At 38.8% G+C, this 18190-nt stretch carries 18 protein-coding genes and 1 riboswitch; of the genes, 6 read left to right on the forward strand and 12 right to left on the reverse strand.

Features of this window, described 5'->3' with window-relative positions; genetic code table 11:
• Positions 1-91 precede the first annotated feature (91 nt).
• Entirely contained in the window at positions 92-2017 is a 1926-nt protein-coding gene (locus VB797_RS18305; RefSeq protein WP_323239154.1) for a sensor histidine kinase, read from the reverse strand.
• Between the two features lie 307 nt (positions 2018-2324).
• Between VB797_RS18305 and VB797_RS18310 the strand changes: the two genes are divergently transcribed.
• The 3 genes from VB797_RS18310 (at position 2325) to VB797_RS18320 (ending at position 4756) form a co-directional block, all read left to right on the forward strand.
• Positions 2325-3020: a RibD family protein gene (locus VB797_RS18310; RefSeq protein ID WP_323239155.1), complete on the forward strand. Its 696-nt coding sequence runs from the start codon at positions 2325-2327 to the stop codon at positions 3018-3020.
• A 46-nt stretch (positions 3021-3066) separates the two neighbouring features.
• Positions 3067-4254: a GNAT family N-acetyltransferase gene (locus VB797_RS18315; protein ID WP_323239156.1), complete on the forward strand. Its 1188-nt coding sequence runs from the start codon at positions 3067-3069 to the stop codon at positions 4252-4254.
• Positions 4255-4375: 121 nt separating this feature from the next.
• Entirely contained in the window at positions 4376-4756 is a 381-nt protein-coding gene (locus VB797_RS18320) for a DUF4346 domain-containing protein (RefSeq protein WP_323239157.1), read from the forward strand.
• Between the two features lie 122 nt (positions 4757-4878).
• Here VB797_RS18320 and psb32 read toward each other — a convergent pair whose 3' ends face one another.
• A complete protein-coding gene (gene psb32, locus VB797_RS18325) occupies positions 4879-5619 on the reverse strand; it encodes a photosystem II repair protein Psb32 (RefSeq protein WP_323239158.1) in 741 nt (246 codons plus the stop codon).
• Between the two features lie 298 nt (positions 5620-5917).
• Between psb32 and VB797_RS18330 the strand changes: the two genes are divergently transcribed.
• Complete coding sequence (locus tag VB797_RS18330) at positions 5918-6421, forward strand: hypothetical protein (protein WP_323239159.1); 504 nt, start codon at positions 5918-5920, stop codon at positions 6419-6421.
• 117 nt (positions 6422-6538) lie between these two features.
• On the opposite strand, the gene VB797_RS18335 is transcribed toward VB797_RS18330, so the two are convergent.
• From VB797_RS18335 to sipA, 5 genes are all read right to left on the reverse strand, one after another.
• A complete protein-coding gene (locus VB797_RS18335; protein ID WP_323239160.1) occupies positions 6539-7312 on the reverse strand; it encodes a hypothetical protein in 774 nt (257 codons plus the stop codon).
• A gap of 281 nt (positions 7313-7593) precedes the next feature.
• Positions 7594-8463, reverse strand: a complete 870-nt coding sequence (locus tag VB797_RS18340; RefSeq protein WP_323239161.1) for a polyphosphate kinase 2 family protein — start codon at positions 8461-8463, stop codon at positions 7594-7596.
• Between the two features lie 297 nt (positions 8464-8760).
• Entirely contained in the window at positions 8761-9249 is a 489-nt protein-coding gene (locus tag VB797_RS18345; RefSeq protein ID WP_323239162.1) for a hypothetical protein, read from the reverse strand.
• Positions 9250-9475: 226 nt separating this feature from the next.
• On the reverse strand, positions 9476-10033 hold the full coding sequence (locus VB797_RS18350) for a peroxiredoxin (protein ID WP_323239163.1): 558 nt from the start codon (positions 10031-10033) through the stop codon (positions 9476-9478).
• Between the two features lie 265 nt (positions 10034-10298).
• Entirely contained in the window at positions 10299-10553 is a 255-nt protein-coding gene (gene sipA / locus VB797_RS18355) for a regulatory protein SipA (RefSeq protein ID WP_323239164.1), read from the reverse strand.
• Positions 10554-10726: 173 nt separating this feature from the next.
• Between sipA and VB797_RS18360 the strand changes: the two genes are divergently transcribed.
• Positions 10727-11053, forward strand: coding sequence for a hypothetical protein (locus VB797_RS18360; protein WP_323239165.1), 327 nt, complete (start codon positions 10727-10729; stop codon positions 11051-11053).
• 340 nt (positions 11054-11393) lie between these two features.
• Positions 11394-11987 carry a hypothetical protein gene (locus tag VB797_RS18365; protein ID WP_323239166.1) on the forward strand — a complete coding sequence of 198 codons (594 nt, stop codon included), beginning with the start codon at positions 11394-11396 and terminating at the stop codon, positions 11985-11987.
• 196 nt (positions 11988-12183) lie between these two features.
• Here VB797_RS18365 and VB797_RS18370 read toward each other — a convergent pair whose 3' ends face one another.
• From VB797_RS18370 to VB797_RS18390, 5 genes are all read right to left on the reverse strand, one after another.
• Positions 12184-13200, reverse strand: a complete 1017-nt coding sequence (locus VB797_RS18370) for a sirohydrochlorin chelatase (RefSeq protein WP_323239167.1) — start codon at positions 13198-13200, stop codon at positions 12184-12186.
• Positions 13201-13238: 38 nt separating this feature from the next.
• Positions 13239-13461, reverse strand: a riboswitch (cobalamin riboswitch).
• Between the two features lie 67 nt (positions 13462-13528).
• Complete coding sequence (locus tag VB797_RS18375; protein WP_323239168.1) at positions 13529-14752, reverse strand: DUF1501 domain-containing protein; 1224 nt, start codon at positions 14750-14752, stop codon at positions 13529-13531.
• 161 nt (positions 14753-14913) lie between these two features.
• Positions 14914-16440 carry a DUF1800 domain-containing protein gene (locus VB797_RS18380; protein ID WP_323239169.1) on the reverse strand — a complete coding sequence of 509 codons (1527 nt, stop codon included), beginning with the start codon at positions 16438-16440 and terminating at the stop codon, positions 14914-14916.
• Between the two features lie 244 nt (positions 16441-16684).
• Entirely contained in the window at positions 16685-17119 is a 435-nt protein-coding gene (locus tag VB797_RS18385; RefSeq protein WP_323239170.1) for a hypothetical protein, read from the reverse strand.
• A 226-nt stretch (positions 17120-17345) separates the two neighbouring features.
• Complete coding sequence (locus VB797_RS18390) at positions 17346-17936, reverse strand: P pilus assembly/Cpx signaling pathway, periplasmic inhibitor/zinc-resistance associated protein (protein ID WP_323239171.1); 591 nt, start codon at positions 17934-17936, stop codon at positions 17346-17348.
• Between the last annotated feature and the right edge of the window lie 254 nt (positions 17937-18190).

Raw genomic sequence — 18190 nt, forward strand, 5'->3', positions numbered from 1 at the left:
CTGCCCTTGCATTAACAATATAAAATTCATTTTATATGTTGTTTTCTACCTGGAAAAATTTGCATCCCAGTCATTTCTAACTCGAATTGCCCTATAAAGTAACTTGTGGTAATTTCTTATTCTCGCTCATCTGCTTTCCAGAATCGATTTTAGTAGAGGTTACAAATGGATGTTCGCTATCAATCAAAGGTAAAGTAATTTTTACAGTTGTACCTTGATTCATTCCCGGACTTTCAAGATTTATCGTCCCTCCCATTAATTCGATTAAGTTGCGCGAAATTGCTAGTCCTAATCCCGTACCGTTGTACTGTCGTGTATTGTTACCATCCACCATCACGAAGGGACGAAACAGTTTTTGCTGCTGTTCGCTATCGATCCCTATACCCGTGTCAATAACTGCAACACTCACCCAGTATTTACTATTATGTTCTTGAATCTCTGTGGTTATAGTAATGCTTCCCGTATCGGTAAACTTTGTTGCGTTACCAATTACGTTGATTAATACTTGCTTAAATTTAGCGATATCCGCATTAACTCGAATTTGCTCGTTCAATGCGGGAGCATTTAACTGCAAACCCTTTTGCTGAATATTGATCGATTGTTGAATAATTACGTCGTCGATCGCTTTGCACAGGTCGATTGGTTTGATTACAACAGAAAGCTTACCCGCTTCTATTTTAGAAATATCAAGTAAATCGTTAATAATACCCAACAGATGAATTGCGGTTTCATCAGCACGTTTGAGAAACTCTTTTTCCTCTTCTCTATCGTCGCACAAATCATCTCGAACCAAGCGTATGGAGTTAATGATCACGTTTAAGGGGTTCCTCAACTCATGAGAAGTTGTAGCCAAAAAGTGACTTTTGCTTTGATTGGCGGTTTTTGCGTCTTTCCAAGCAATCTCTAACTCTTCAGCCCATGCTTTGAGTCTTTCAACCATCTGGTCTAATGCTTGCGCTAGTTGATTAAATTCCCGAATATTGAAATTATGGGGAACTGGGGAAGAAGTATGGTGAGAATGAAGATTCAGAGCATAATCGCGTAGCTGTTCTACAGGACGCGCTAAATAACGAGCCACATACAGCGATGCTAATAAAGTCGCACCAATCAACCCAATTGTCAAAACAAACAGAATTAGCTTGATTTCCTTCAAACCATACAAAGCATTATCCAAACTGGTAACAGCTAAAATTATCCATTTTTGCTCACCATTGTCAACTGGGCTGTTAATAGCTGTATATCCAGCAAGTAGTTGTTCTCCTTGTTTTTCAAAGAATAAATTTACAGAATCTTTGCGTCCGGATACCGCATTTTTTACGATCTTTTGTAGTTCTTTACCATCTGCGTGTTCCGCAATATTTGTACCTACCCGTTGAAAAATTGGGTGTGCCAAAATTGTGCCGTTTTCGGCAATTACAACTGTAGAACCTGTTAAAAAACTTGGATTATTTCTAATTTCTTCGTGCAGTATTTGCGACTGCATACTTAAGGTATAACGTAATTTACCTTGAGTATCGTAAACAGGAGAAGACGAGTTAAGCTCTAACTTTAAAGACCGATCAACACTATTTATCTGCAAATTTTTCGGTAAAATAGGTTCAATTTTAACTTTCTTTTGATCGAATGATGAATCATTCAAACTAATTACTTTTTCCCCACAATTTCCAGCAATAACTTTACCGCTGTAAGGATTTGTCAATAGAATGCATTTTATTTGTCGGGGCAATTCTTGGGATAGCTGAGTTACAAATTGTTTGACTAACTCAGGCTGACCCGATTGCAAAACCGTTGTTTGGGATGCAATTAGTAAGTTGCTTCGGAGCAGATCGATCGTATTTACAATATTTTCTCCTTTGACAATGGCGCTTTCGGTCAAATTCTGACGCGCACTTTCTATTAAGGTAGAACGTGCTTTTTTATAGACGACAAATTCACCTATCAATAAGATTGGTACTGATAACAGTAATATCTTTGATACTAAAATTCGGCGAAATGATGATTGACGAAGATTCTCCATTGGCATTCTCTGATAAGCATCTGCGAACCAAAACAGCAAAATAAAACTTATTTAACAAGACAATCTACTTCTATTATTAAGTTTACTAATCCCAATAATCAAGTTATTAAATTGCTGCAAACTAAAAAGAAGCGGTAGATACAAACTTTTATCATAAAAATACAGTTTTTTAGATTTTGGTTATTGATAATTGTTTGTTAAAAAGTAAATACCGATTCGATAGGTCTTTTACAACTTTCAACCACAATCTCTATGTATTGGTATTAGCAGCCCTAAAATATCAATATCCCTAATATCTATAAATTTGATGACACAGCGATCGCGACCTTACACCACAGTGGTTTTAGCAATGAGTGCGGATGGTAAGATAGCAGACGTTTCCCGTTCAAGTGCTAGATTCGGATCGATTACCGATAAAGCACATCTAGAAACGCAAGTTGCCGCGAGGGATGCTGTTTTATTCGGTGCTGAGACTTTACGTGCTTACGGTACGACTCTAACTGTATCGCATCCTGAATTATTAAAACATCGAAAACACAATGGTAAGCCACCCCAGCCCATTCATATAGTTATTTCTAATTCCGGTAAGTTTAATCCAGATCTACGCTTCTTTCAACAGCCAGTTGAACGCTGGTTAGTTTCAACTGCTACAGGAGCGAAGTTTTGGCGATCGAGACCGGAATTTAAACGTATATTGGTATTTGAAACACCCGCAGCAACAGTTGACATTCGTGCAGCCCTGCAACACCTAACTATTTTGGGTATAGCACAGTTAGGGGTTTTAGGTGGCGGAACACTGGTAGGGAATCTTTTTAAATTAAATCTTGTTGACGAAATTTGGCTGACTGTCTGTCCTTTAATTTTGGGTGGTGAAGATGCTCCTACACCAGTGGGAGGTTCGGGATTTTTAGCCCAAGTGGCTCCAAAATTACAGTTGATGGAAGTTCGTACCGAAAACCAAGAAGTATTTCTTCATTATTGCCTGCAACAATTCCCAGATTAGATTACGCTTAATAAAGCTTTTGCTAAGTTTTGTGTATTCGACGACCATGGTGGAAAAAATTAAGCCTAGTTATTCTTTCATTTGGATTAACAGTGTTGCCGAAGTACCCTCCGTTGCTTGGAATGCTTTGGCTATACCGCTTCAGACTCCTTTTTTTGAGTGGGATTGGTTGAACAATCTCGAAGCTTCTCAGAGCGCTACTGCACAAAGTGGTTGGTTGCCCAATCACCTCACACTGTGGCGAGATAGAACACCGATCGCTATTGCTCCACTCTATATCAAAGGGCATAGCTATGGAGAGTTTGTCTTTGACCATCAGTGGGCAGATTTAGCTCATCGTATTGGGGTGCAGTATTACCCCAAAATGCTCGGTATGTCGCCCTTTACCCCAGCAGAAGGTTATCGATTTTTAATCGCACCGGGAGAAGATGAGGACGAAATAACTTCCTTATTAATCCGTGAAATAGATTCTTTCTGTAAAAAGCAGCGGATTAGCGGCTGCAACTTTTTGTATGTAGACGACCATTTTCGTCAACTTTTGGAACGTCAGGGTTTTACAGCTTGGCTGCACCACAACTATGTCTGGCAAAATCAAGATTTCACCAATTTTGATGACTACCTAAGTGTATTTAATGCCAATCAGCGTCGTAACATCAAACGCGAACGAAAAGCCGTTACCAAAGCTGGTTTGGAATTAAAACCATTCACTGGTGATGAGATTCCTCAAGATTTGTTCGGTTTGATGTACGATTTTTACGCCGATACCTGCGACAAATTCGGTTGGTGGGGTAGTAAATATCTCACAAAACGATTTTTTGAATCGCTATACGAAAACTATCGCGATCGCGTCGTGTTTTTTGCAGCCTACAGCGAACAAGATAACAGTCAACCCGTAGGAATGTCTTTTTGTTTATATAAAGGCGATAAAATGTATGGGCGTTATTGGGGTAGTTTTCAGCAAATAGATTGTTTGCATTTTGACGCTTGTTATTACTCACCCATTGAATGGGCAATTAAAAATAATATCCAAGTCTTTGACCCAGGTGCTGGTGGAAGACACAAAAAACGTCGCGGTTTCCCTGCTACTCCAAACTACAGCCTGCACCGCTTCTACAACAACCGTTTGGGAGAAATACTCTGCCGCTATATCGGCGAAGTAAATCAATTAGAACAACAGGAAATTGAAGCAATAAATGAGGAGATTCCTTTTGTAGTTAAGAATGAGGAGTTATGAGTTAGGAGTTAGGAGTTTAAATTTTCCCTATGCCCAATTCCCTTAAAAAAAGCCAGAGAAAGAATTACACTTATTTCTAAGTGTGTGATAACCCGTGAGACAGGAATTTTTTTAAGTAACTATGAATCTACGTGATAATTTAACAGTAATTGATGACAAGCTTTCTCAACGACATATTGATTTAGATCCTGCTGGATATTTTATTATTTATATTGATCGCGAAGAAGGACTTATTTTCGCCAAACATTTTACCAACATCATTGATGAGCGAGGTTTAGCCGTCGATCCAGAAACAGGAAAGGTAATTCCCGCTAAAGGAAAAGTAGAACGAACCCACACAACGTTATATTCTGGCAGAACGGCAAAAGAATTATCTGTAAAAATTTTTGAGGAAACTCAGCCCTGTCCGATAACCATGTTTGACCACGCTGCTTATCTAGGTCGAGAATTTGTCCGTGCCGAGATTGCTTTGGTGACAGGGCAAGAGTATGTTCAAGATTAGGATTTAGGCATGGGGGATGTGGAGATGGGGAGTGGGGGATGGGGAGATGGGAGATAGATTTTTAATCCAAAATCCAAAATCCAAAATCCCATAACTCCTAACTCCTAACTCCTAACTCCTAACTATTCCTTATTCCCTTCCGATGATGGTTGGAAAACTAAATAGATATAGTATGTTGCCATCGGAATTACGGTAGCTGCAATGAGTAATCCGACTACCCAAGCGGTCGCGTTTCCTCGATCGGTTTCTTCGGCTTTGGTGAAGGTTCCTTCTACCTGTACATCGTCAGTCACTTCTGGAGGTCCCGGATCTGGTTCCCCCGAAAGTACGGTAACAAGACGAGATTGTGCGTCTAATAATGCTTGATTATATTTGTTACCCTTACGCAACGGCACTAAAACGGTTTCTGATGCTACACTTTGGGCGATATCATCAGACATAATAGATTTGACTCGATCGCCGGTAATAATGGCGGTTCCGTTGGTTACGGAGTCAATTGTTAACAAAGTTTGATTTGCTTGTGCTTCTTTTGTTGGAAACCATTTTTCAAATAGGGCTTTGGTAAAACTCTCAGGAGTTTCCCCATAATCTAAACGACGAATAGTTACTATTCTGACTTCGTTTCCGGTCTGCTTAGCCAATTCATCGAAGGCAGTACTGATTTTACCTTCATTAAAACGGCTGATTAAATCTGCTTCATCTACAATCCAAGTATCTGAAGTCAGGTTTGGTATGTTGTATACACCCGTGGCTAAAGCGGGTACCGTAAACACAGAAGAAACGAATATCATTATCGCTAGCGATAGAATCAGCTTCGCGATATTTTTTTGCCAACTCAAGAAGTGGTTGAGGAGCTGTTTCATAGCAGAAAACCACCATACGACTTTTCACCAAAAATACTACATAAGTACGATCAAAGTCTCGTTTTTAGCAAGGTTTTCTAGGTCAACGCTCTTACTAAGTTTTATACTAATCGTAACAATCGGATAAATCGGAATGATTCCTGTTTTCAATTATCTCATTTAAATAGCTTGGGAATAAAAAATATAAATCGCGATCGCAAAAGCATTTAATGTATAAAAAAATAAGTTATTTGTTGTACCTAATTCTATTCTCGTGTATTAATATCTTTGGACTACATTTGGAAATTATATTATTCAGATGAATTATCTAATTGCAGTTTATTCAAACCGAATACAAGGGGAAGGAGCTTATACTGCTCTAGAAAAAGCAGGTTTACCCACCAAACAAATTAGTATCTTGGGTGATGGTTACAAAAATGCCGATGAATATGGACTAATTAACCCAAAGAAACAAGCAAAAAACAACGTACAGCGTCTTAATTACTGGCTTATTGCTTTCGGATTTGCTGCTGGTTATGGTTTCAATATGTTGACAAATATCGAAATAATTCCCAATGTTGGTGTTTTGAATCCAGTTATCGGGGGCTTATTAGGAGCGGCTTCCGGTATATTAGGTGCTTTTTTTGTCGGTAATAGTGTAGGACTGACAGTAGGGAGTGGAGATGCTTTACTTTATCGCGATCGCTTGAATGCTGGGAAGTATTTGATTCTATTTGAAGGTACCGAAGCATTAGTTAAAGAAGCAACTAATATATTACGTTCTTTTGACCCTGAGAATATTCAAGGTTACGCGGAAATGTAAAAATACACTAAATATTATAATCATAAGATTTTTATTTACATACTAAATATTAGGTATTGTAGGGTGTTAAGTGCCGCAGTTCTTAACGCACCACATTCCCGCTCGGTTACATTTCATTCAAAAAAATAATCTAAACCTTGCTAAAATATTTTCAACTGTCTGCGGCAAGATATTATTTAATTCTTTACTATCTTTGAATTGCATTATTTGGGTTGTACTTAAATCAAAGGGAAACTCTCCATTCTTATCCTCACGCTGCATTTGTGCTAGCAATATTTGTTCGGTACGTTTGCTTTGAATCGCGTAACCGAGTTCAATACAGGTATTAGTACTAGGAAGCAACAAAGGTTTTTCCTTACCGCTATCAATTATGGAAATGGGTGTCGCATCTGCAATAAACAACAGACTCCTACGAATTTTTCGCATCATACTGCTTCCTAACCGCATCGGTGCATCTTTGGGACGAATTGACTCGATCAGCTTCAGGGGAAGTCGCGATCGCAAATTTAATTTATCTAAACTATCAAGCAATCCCTCCCGTAAAGCATCGCTAGCTTCGGGATACTCATTCTGGTAACTTAAAAAAATCGTTGGTTCCAATTGAGCTAGTAAAGCTTGCTTGGTGAAATAAATCTCATGGCTAATTAGATCGATGTTGGCTACACAATAACCACCACTACCTTCAACATAAAATTCTATCTCGTCCCCTTCCAGATAGCGGCGAAACCAAGTTGAATTTTTTACTTCGTCGCTATCTTCTAAAAAATCTGCTCTTAAAGCCGACTTCAACAGACTTTTTTTACTGATACGAATGTCTGGTGAACGTTTTTCCAATTCTGGAATCGGCTCATACTTTTCGATATACCACGCTCTCAGAGCAATAATCGACATAATTAGAAGCTATTTGTGTAATTATCTCAAATATTCAACTTTCAACAAGCTTACACCGAAGTGTAGTCCTCACAACATCATCCAAATGTAGTATAAATATCAACATTCTATATAAGAAAGTAGCTTAAACTTTCATTAAACTAATGCCTCAAGATAGTTGCGTCTGCTCTAAAATATTACTAATTGCCTGCATTTCATTTTCCTGCCTCTATTCATTTATTTAGTACAATTATACTATATAAATCCAAAATTGATCGTTGATAATTGATAATTATTTAGTGTTAAACTTCCGCTTCCAAGATTTCCTTTGCCTGTAAGATATTCGAGTAATGTTCTTCTGTAACGGTCGGATAATTTAATTTAAGTTCTTTTAACTTAGAACAAATAATATTCGCTACCACCATACGAGTAAACCACTTGTGGTCGGCAGGAATAATGTACCAAGGAGCCAATTCAGAGCTAGTGTGACGAAAAACATCTTCGTAAGCATTCATATAGTCATCCCAATGAGCGCGTTCTTGGACATCACTCGTTGAGAACTTCCAGTTTTTTTCCGGTAATTCTATGCGTTCCATAAAGCGTTTTTTCTGTTCTTCCTTTGATACATTAAGAAAAAACTTAATCACGATGATTCCATTGTTTACCAAATATTTCTCAAAATTATTTATCTCTTCAAAACGCTGTTTCCAGATATGATTACCCATTACAGATTTGGGTAATTGTTGCTTTTCAAGTAACTCTGGATGCACCCGTGCGATCAAAACTTCTTCATAATATGAACGATTAAAAATACCGATTCGTCCTCTTTCCGGTAAAGCTTTCACACTACGCCATAAATAATCATGGTCTAATTCTTCTGAAGATGGTTGTTTAAAACTAAATACCTGACAACCTTGAGGATTGATACCAGACATAACGTGTTTAATTGTACTATCTTTACCGGCAGCATCCATTGCTTGAAAGATAATTAATAGAGCGTAAGTATTTTGAGCATACAGAACATTTTGGTATTTCGCCAATCGTTCAATATCCTTTTCTAGTTTTATTTTTGCATCACCTTTATCATGAAAATCAGTAGTAAAAGTCGTATCGTAATCTTTTTTTAAAGAAATCTTTGCACCAGGTCGAACAATAAAAGCATCATGATTCATAACTTGGAATTGGTAATTGGTAATTGGATAAATATATTTAAACTTTAAATTTTATATTAGTAACGGATCGCTCATGATTTATAATTCATAACTCTTAACTCCTAACTCCTAATACCATTTCTTTATAAGATGCGCCGAATTGAGCAACGCGAAGGTGGGCTTTGTTTATGTAGCCCCACTCTTCCAGAGTGAGGGCGATTTGGCGCGACCTCATATAGAATTGGTATAAGTTCCAACTCCAAAATCCATTGACGCGAAAGCGTCTTCCCGTAGGGTAATCCAAAATCCAAAATTGATTTACCAGTCATCATCTAAATTTCGCTTATTAATAGGACGCATTGCTTCTCTACCTAAGAGAAACATTCCCGCGACTCCCAAACAAACGAACCAAATATACTCACCCCAATATGTACCAATTTGTTGAGTTGGACTCATTTCTGGGTGTAGCGTAGTTAAGAAAAGCGCCAGAATAAGTATTGTTAAAGAACTGAACCCGACAAAACTTAAAGCAATCCGCATCCGAAAAGGACGCAACTCCCAATCGTTAATTTTACTTAAGTCTATTTCTGCTAATACTTCGAGCGAATCTTCCGCAATATCGTTCGCTTCTTGCAAATTTTCGCTTAACTTGGACGGTAAAATTGGTACTAATGCTGCAACAGTTGGACGACGCAGAAAAGCTTCGGTATTTCGCAATATTTTAAAAGGTTTGCGAGGATAATCTGGATCGGCAAATTCTAATTCTTCGGTAGTTTTTTCAACCGGGACTTCGCGCTCAAAATCCATATTTAGCCTCGCTGAAAATTATGCTGAAAATTATCGCCTTGCTAATTCTATTTTTAGCTTATTTTACTAAAAGTTGTCGGAATAAATGTAATACAGGTCAAAGGTTAGAGGTCAAAGTTGATGCCATTTTGGATTATGAATTGGTAATATATCTAAATAATAATGTAGAGACGTTGCATTGCAACGTCTCGCGATGTTTTAATTTATATCGAGCAGATAAAGGTAATTAAGAGGAAATTGTTTGCTGTAAATCCTTAAGTCGTGCCATTACTTCTTGAGAATGAACTATTGGATTTACTTTTACAAAGGTTTCTCGTAAAACCCCGTCGGGGTCAATAATAAAACTGTGACGCATAGAAAAAAAGTTCATCCAAGAACCGTAACTTTTACTTACCTTTCCAGTTGTATCGGCTAGCAAAGGAAACTTTAAACCTTCAGAATCGCAAAATTCGGCGTGAGAATCAATATCATCCGCACTCACACCAATTATTTCGGTATTGTTTTCTAAGTATTTTGGTAAGTCTTCTTGAAAACGACGCGCTTCTATAGTGCAACCGGAGGTAAAATCCTTGGGATAAAAGTAAAGTACTACCCATTTCCCGCGATAGTCGGAAAGAGAGATTTCTCCATCCCCGGTGTTAGTTGGTAAGGTAAATTCTGGTGCGGGTTGATTGAGTGACGGAAGCGTACCACCCATTGCATTCGCAGCAGGAGTAAAATTCAACCATCCCAAAAATACAAAACAACTGGCAAATAATACGCTGAAAAAATTGCGGCGGCTCATGTGTATGTATAGTACGAATAACTACTTAAATTAAGTTTACAATTATTCGTAGAGTAGCTGCATTTAGATTTAATAATTGATTAGGATGAAAAATTAGTACAAATTTTGTGTCGTCACACAGCTAAATTAGTGCGATAGGAACTCTTGTGGGATACGCTTGAGATCCGTCCTTATCAGCGAGCTAGAAGCTTGCACTACAACAAAATCTATTCCACCAATTTAGTTGTGCGCGGCACTACTTTTGCAGTCTATTTGATCTACATTTCTAAGCCTCTTCACTAGATGGTTTTGGTTGAGTATGAGTTTCTACGGATTCCAAATACTGGCTATCCAACAGAAACGAGCCATTAGCGAAACGGATACCCCAGTATCCTCCGGGACGACGGTCAAGAACAATACCTTCTTCTCCTACATGAATGATATCAGGAGGACGCAGCATGGGCATGGGCTCAGCAGTTTTGATATAAAGTGGTAGCGCTACCACGCGGACTTTACTACCAATAGCGAATTCTTGAGACATAGTAGATTGAGAATAGGGAATTTATTACTAAACAGTTTAAATCGAATGTTTTATCTTGTCTCAAATCTTCAGAATTTCGGTAAAACAGGCTTTTGAGTGTGAGTATGCTTTCAAAATTCTGCTTGGAGTTTTATAGTACGGAGAAAGCAGTAAAAATAAGATTATTTTTGTTTATGATTTTTGATAGCTTGTATCTTGTTTACGGATTGCTGGCTGTTATTTTAGTTTTCGGTGGAATAATTGCCTGTTTGCGTTTTCTCTTCGCGACAATTTATGCTACCGGAAATTCCAAAGATATGATGCTTTTAGAATTGATGGAAGGAGCAGGTATTCCTAACTGGCAAACTTTACAGCAAAAATCGGGTGTCAGCAGCATTGTAATTTGGTTCCTGCGCGACGGACAAGGAGATGCAGTTAAGTTAAGTGAATTAGCGGATGTTGCAAAAAGTCTTTCATTACCTTTACCAGTTTTTTTACAAAAGATGGACTTGATCGATTAAGAAAGATGGGTTAGAGGTGATGGGAAGAACATAATTCCTAACTTCTCATTCCTCATTCCTAACTATTTCTTTTTCATCCTAAAATATATGTAAAAGTTATATAAGCAGGAATGGCCGCAATTGTCACAAGCATTATGTTGGTGCGTGACACCACAACCTCATTATTACGTTAAAAATTAGTCAAAGTGTCACAGCAACGGCAATAATAGGGGATATTATCTACGCCCCCTCAACCGCCTCCCCTACAAGAAATATGCCTTTTCGCTAAGTCCTGATAAGGTTATCTTGTTCGTCTGTTTCAATAAATTTAATAAACATATATATCGGTGAAATTAATTATATGCCGTACAGTCAATTTACTATAGAGGAAATTAAAACAAACTTTGGTATTACTATTTCTGAAAAATTTGGTATTTTTGCTGATGTCCCAGAAATAGAATACAGCAATTTTTTAGCCCAATCTTTTCAAGAATATCTTCCTTTAGCATTGGCAATCAATACGGAAAAAGCACGTTCCGAACTAATTATAATGCCAATATTGGTAGAAATAAAAAAACAATTATCTTCGCAAATAAGTATCTTTTCTGGGAAAGAGTTTAGTGTTGAACCAACTCAAGGTTTAAATGGTTTTTGCGATTTTTTAATTAGTCTTTCTCCAGAACAATTAGTTATAGAAGCACCTGTAGTAACCTTAGTAGAAGCAAAAAACGACAATATCCAATCTGGACTCGGACAATGTATGGCAGAAATGATCGCTGCTCAAATATTTAACCAAAGAAAAGGTAAAGAAATTTCTACCATTTATGGTGTCGTAACGACTGGAACAAATTGGAAATTTTTAGCGCTTAAAGGTCAAGTTATAGAAATAGATTTGAATGAATATTTTATCAGTCAATTAGGTAAGATTTTGGGAATTTTGAGAAGTTTAATTTAATTTTTACCCGGCGGTTGAAATCGCGTCTACATAACGCCTAGCTCCGCTAACGGCAGTCCCCTCAACGGAGAGAACCTCCGCACAGGGCTGCTCTCACCACCTGCGTGGACTAATAATAAAATTAAATTTTACAACCCGCGCAGGCGGGTTTTGCCTCTGTAGCTGCGGTTTCAACCGCCAAATAATTTTGACTTTCCTATGGCACTTGCCAAATTCTTTGATGATAGCTATCGATATCTGCGTAAGGGTCTACGGGTGAGTGTGAATGGTCGTGATGATGGTGGTGAGGGTCATCGTGAGAATGTCCGTGTCCGCTATTATCCGATACAGCGGCAGTGCGAAATTTACACATTTCACAATTCATCTTCACTTCTCCGAGTTGAGTTTCTATTTCTCGCTCCCGTAGTACTGTTAATAATTCTGGCTGCAAACCAATTTCTGGTAAAGCACTAATGGAAATATCCGGATATTGCTCTTGCTGTTGGGCTGTAATGTTGAAGATTTTTTTCATTAGAGTACCCATAAACAGGAAGTATGGCAACACAATGATCCGTTTGGGTTGATATAAACGAGCGCGTTGGAAGCCTTCTTCTAATCTAGGGTGCGTAATGCCGATAAAGCAGGTTTCAACGGTGGAATAGCCGCTACCTTCCCAAATAATTCGAGCTAATTTGAATATATCACCGTTTGCGTCGGGGTCGCTCGAACCTCTACCGACAAACAAAAGTACAGTATCTTGACGGGAAATTTGTTGGGGATTGTGTTCGGGTTTGTCGAGTTCGGCTAGGCGATCGCGCCACAGTTCGACCAGTGCGGGTGTAATTCCGAAATGCCTGCCGTAATGGAATTTTAATTCGGGATATCTAACTCTAGCTCGGTCTAATTCGTTGGTAACATCAAATTTGTTATGCCGTGCGGCAAAAAGTAAAATTGGTAACGCGGAAAGTTCCGTGTAACCGTTTTTGACGCATTCATCCACACCTTCTTGAATTGTGGGACCAGTTAATTCCAAAAAACAAGGTAATACCGGACGAGAATTGTCTAAAGCTTGGTAAGCGCTAGCAAAATCTAATAAAGCCTGTTTCCCTTGTTCGTCTCTTGTACCATGTCCAATCATCAGCAAAGGACGCTTCATTGGTAAAGGAGGTAATTGCAGATTTTGTAGATTCAGGTATTCCAGTTGGTTTAAATTCGAGTTATCGATAATTTGCATTGTTTTTACAAAGCCCCTTTCCCGTGCGACGCAGGAAATAAAGTGAGCGAGCGACAAATAGGTGTTCTGGCTTGGGCAATTTTGGATTTTGGATTGCGGATTTTGGATTATTATCAATCTAAAATCTAAAATCTAAAATCTAAAATCTAAAATCCCTTTACAGTTGCGGCACAGCCCCGGAATTACACCGGAGTTTCCCTATTTTGTTACGGTTCACGTTTGCTTAATTATCTTAGCGGAATCTGTAGCAGTTACGATATGCAGGGGGAGGGGAAAGGGAGATGGGGGGACAAGGGGAAAGATATATTAATTGGTTACTGCTTAGTGATCAATTAACTACTGGTAGCTGTTGATTTTGCGTATAATTTGGAAATATTTGACTGATTTTTGCTTGTTCTAAGTTCATGTGACGCTGTAAAACGGTAGCAATTACGTCTCTAAAGTCAGTTGTTACGACTAAATCTCTTCCTTCGTGGAGTTGATTATTAGATAAACCGGGGAAGGTACCGTAAACTTGACCGCCGCGAATGTTACCTCCTAATAACCACATCACGTTACCGTGTCCGTGGTCGGTTCCACCATTACCGTTTTCTTTGACTGTACGACCAAATTCGGATATTACGATTATGTTCGTATTTTTGTATACCTCTCCTAATTCTTTCTGTAAAATCGCTAAACCGTCGCCTAATCCTTGCAAGCGCTGAGCTAGTTGTCCTTTGGAATTGCCTTGATTGATGTGAGTATCCCAACCACCTAAAGCTAGAAATGCCAGTTCAATTCTAGAATCGCGCACCATTAACCTTGCTAAACGTTGGGCATCTTTGGCGAAACCTTTAGGTAGAGGTGCGCCGTTATTCGCCATTTGCATCTCCACATCGGATTCCATTAAGGCTGCACGGGCTTGACGTGCTTCGCGATATGTTTTACTCAGAGCATCATTACCGCTGTATAATTTATCGAAAGCTGTTGCTAACTGGGGATTATCTATAGGCAAGCGTTGAGTAATGCTACCAGTGGGGATAGTTGCTACAGGAGCATTTCCAGCTAAAATTCGAGGAATATCATAACCGACGTTTACAGCTTGGATCGGATTATTTTCTACGGTCATTAAAGTTAAAAGACGATTCATCCAACCATCTTTAGTATTTTTACCTGGAGTACCAGTTTCCATGTATTCTTGAGCGTCAAAATGGGAACGGGTAGATTCTGGGGAACCGCAAGCGTGAACGAATGCCAAATTTTTCTGCTTCCACAAAGGCATTAAAGCTGTAAGACTAGGATGCAGTCCAAATTTTCCATCCAAATCTAATACACCACCTGGTTTATCTGGTTGAGGAATGGCAATTCTCTGTCTGGCTTGATAGTAAGCGGTTTCGGTATAAGGTACCACTACATTAAGTCCATCAACTGCACCGCGCAGAAAAATCACTATCAAACGTTTCGAGTTGGGATTAGCTGCAATACTTCTACTAACCAAAGCATTAGTCGCGATCGCCGCAATTAAACTTGAAGCAGAAATACCGGCTTGTTGGATAAATTTACGGCGTTTCATGGCGAAAGGGAGGGGGAGAAAAGAGGACAAGGAGATGGGGGGATGGGGAGATGGGGGGATGGGGGGACAAGGGGAAGAATAATTCACTTGCTACTCCCCATTTACAATTACCAATTACCAATTACCAATTACCAATTACCAATCTAAAATTTATTAACTGTTTATCGATACATAAATTCTGGACTACCTAAAATAATCACAGCGCGTTGTTTTGGGTGACTGCTGTTTAAGACTTCTTGAGTTTTGGCAGAAAAGTTGTTACCGAGGATGTTTGCTAATTTGGTGTCATCTATGACTGTATTTGCACGAGGGGCTTGGTTTTTATTGTTTTGGTTTTTTAATCCTCCCGTGCCGATTGTGGTGGCAAAACTTAAGCGCCAATTCATCCCATTGGGATTTAACCAAGCTTCTTGAGTGTTTTTATATCCATCTGGGCTGGGATTACCGTATAAAGGCATTCCCATTCTGTGCAGTATGCTGTTGATTCTGGGGAAATCGTTAATTGGTGTTTCGGTGGCTCTAAGGCTAGAAATTACGTATTGATACGGTGTTTTAAATTTTGTGCTGTAATATTTTGCATCCCAAAACTCGGAACTTTGAAACAGGGTTTCTAGTACGCTGCGAATATCGCCATCTGTTGTTAAAAAGCGTTTTGCTAATTTGTCTACTAACGATTTTGGTGGTTCGTCTGCGACAAAGTACTGAGCTAATTTGTAGCTGATGTGGCGGGCTGTCGCGGGATGTTTTACCAAGATATCTAGGGCTTGTTCACCTTCTGCGATCCCACTGCCTTTGATTTGTTGACCTAAGAAAATTTTATGAGTGGAATCGTGACGCTGGGAATTAAAGTAAAAATCGTAACCGTTTTCTAATTTTGGACCAGGACGACGAAAGCCCCAACCAGTAAATATTTTAGCTAAGGTAATCACATCTTCTTGAGTGTAGCCGCCATCAACGCCCAAAGTATGGAGTTCCATTAATTCGCGAGCGTAGTTTTCATTTAAGCCCTTGAATCTACCTTTGGGACGATTATTCGGGGCGGTATTTTGCCAGTTATCCAGATAAAACAACATTGCCGGATGACGAGCGGTTGCACCTAATAAATCGCGAAATTTACCAAAAACATGAGGTCTAATTGCTTGTTGTTCGTAAGCACCTACCCATAAACTAGTAAGTCCTTTATCTTGATAGACATTGAAGTGGTTGTACCAAAAATCTACCATTACCTCTTGCAGTTGGCGATCGCTCTGTGTAGCTCGCAGCAATCGCGCTTTGATAGCTTGTTCGCCGATTAATCTTTGTTTTTTCCGCCTTTCTTTCCTCATTTCGGGGGTAGGTTTTGGTAGGCGATCGACGCTGTATTGAGAATAAAGTTGTACGGGAGTTAAGCGCAGAGTTTCAAGTTGAGATTGATTTTGTAAGGTTTGTGGTTCAGGTATTGATTTAGGTGTCAACTGCTGTTGGATATATTTATCTATGCCAATTTTTCGGACTTTTTCCACATCACCGGGAGTTGCACCGAAGCTAAGACGGTTAATAACGTGAATTATCTTTGAATTTTGGAGTTCGGGTTGAGCTTGAGAAATAATTTTGTTATCTAAAATAGGCAGTGCTAATGCATTACAGCTTGAGTTAGTTAAGCCTACCAAAAGGAAAACGGCGATTATGCAATTTCTTTTAAAGTTCATATCACACTCCTGTCCAGCGTTAAGGGAGTAGGGAATAAGAGTTAGGAGTTAAGAGTTAAGAGTTAGGAGTTAAGAGTTAGGAGTTAGGAGTTAAGAGTTAAGAGTTAAGAGTTATAAGACCATTTATAGTGTTCGCTCCGCAAGCTCCCTGGTTGTAACTAATTCCCAATGCCCAATGCCCAATATAAATAAAGGTGGACAACTTTGCCCACCTCCGATGCTGCTATCCAAATAGATTATTTACTTACTTTTTCTGTGTTTGGCTACGTTGAGCGGCTCGCCATGCTTCTAATGTCTTCTTCTGCTGTGCATCTAAGACTCCTTCCATTTCTTTTTGCGAACCCACCATAATAGTTTGTAGTTGGGCTTCCTGTTGCTTGGTAAACTGGATAGACGCAAAAACTTGTTGTGGTTGTTTGCCTGCTTGTAAATCACTTTGGATTTGTTGACGTTGCTCTTTGGTCAGAACGTTCTGAATCTTGTCACGAGTGCTGGAGCGAATTTGATTGATTTTGTTGATTTGCTGTTGAGATAGCTTTAACTCTGGGGCACTTTGAGGACGAGCTTGAGAAATTTTTGGTGCATTATTGGAATTCACTTGGGCGTTTGCAGCTAAGGGAGTGATACTAAAAGCTACGGCGATCGCACCAGCGAAGAGAGATAATTTTTTAAGCTTCATTAAATGCCTCGTGGATTTATCATTTTTCATGTAACTATTATAGAAACTCATTGCCCTAAGCCCATGAGTATAATCCGAGATAAATCAGATTTTCTACCTTAGTTTTTTCCTACCTTAGCAAAATTTTAACAAAAAAAAGAAAAAGGGAGTGTCGAATCCCTCTTTCTTCAAGGAGCATGGCAGGAACTAAATGTATAAAAAGATATTTGAGGAAAATTTGAATAAATTAGCTAGCGGGTTGAGTACGGTTTCCGCGACGATTCTGGCGCATTTCTTTCATTTGCTGAATTTGAGCTTTTTGTTCGGGAGTTAGAATCGCTTCAAATTGAGCTTTTTGCGATTCTCTCACTTTTTTAAGTTCAGCTTTTTGAGCGTCAGTTAGATTTAAAGATTTCCATACTCCGCCTTTTTTCTCTCCGCTTGTTTTTGCTGCTTGCAATTTTTGTAGCTGTTCGGGAGTCAAAATTCTTTCCATTTCAGCACGAGAGCTTTTTTTGATTTCCTGCATCTGAGCTTTTTGTGCGTCAGTCAAATTTAATTTCTTCCATCCACCTTCCTTTTTACCTTGAGCAACGATAACGGGAGAGGAAGGACTAATGTCAGCTTGAGCAGCGAAAGGGATTGCAGTTAAAGTTAAAGCGATCGCACCGGCTAAGAAAGATAATTTTTTGAGTTTCATCTGAGAATTTGTGGGTTTGTTTTGTTCGATGTCACCATCATAAAATTTAAATCTCGGTACTCGCATGAGTAAAAAGTCACTAATACGTAAATAAGAATATATGGAGAAAGTCATATATACAGCTATGACTTTAGTCATGATTGATAATTTAGGCAATTATTAGCTATTAGTAGTTAGATTAATAGTGCTATAACAAAACTCATAAGTATTTGAGCAAAATTAACTAATAGATAGGGAATAGGGAATAGGGAATAGGAAAAAGTTTCTTAGTATTCCACCACATAAGTTATGAGGGGTAATGTATTCGTAGTGCGACCATCTTGGTCGCTCGTATCAATTAGCGAGCTAGAAGCTCGCACTACCAGACAGTTCGCGAATACTACCGGACAATT

It is taken from the genome of Rivularia sp. UHCC 0363 (assembly GCF_034931125.1).
Lineage (GTDB): Bacteria > Cyanobacteriota > Cyanobacteriia > Cyanobacteriales > Nostocaceae > Rivularia.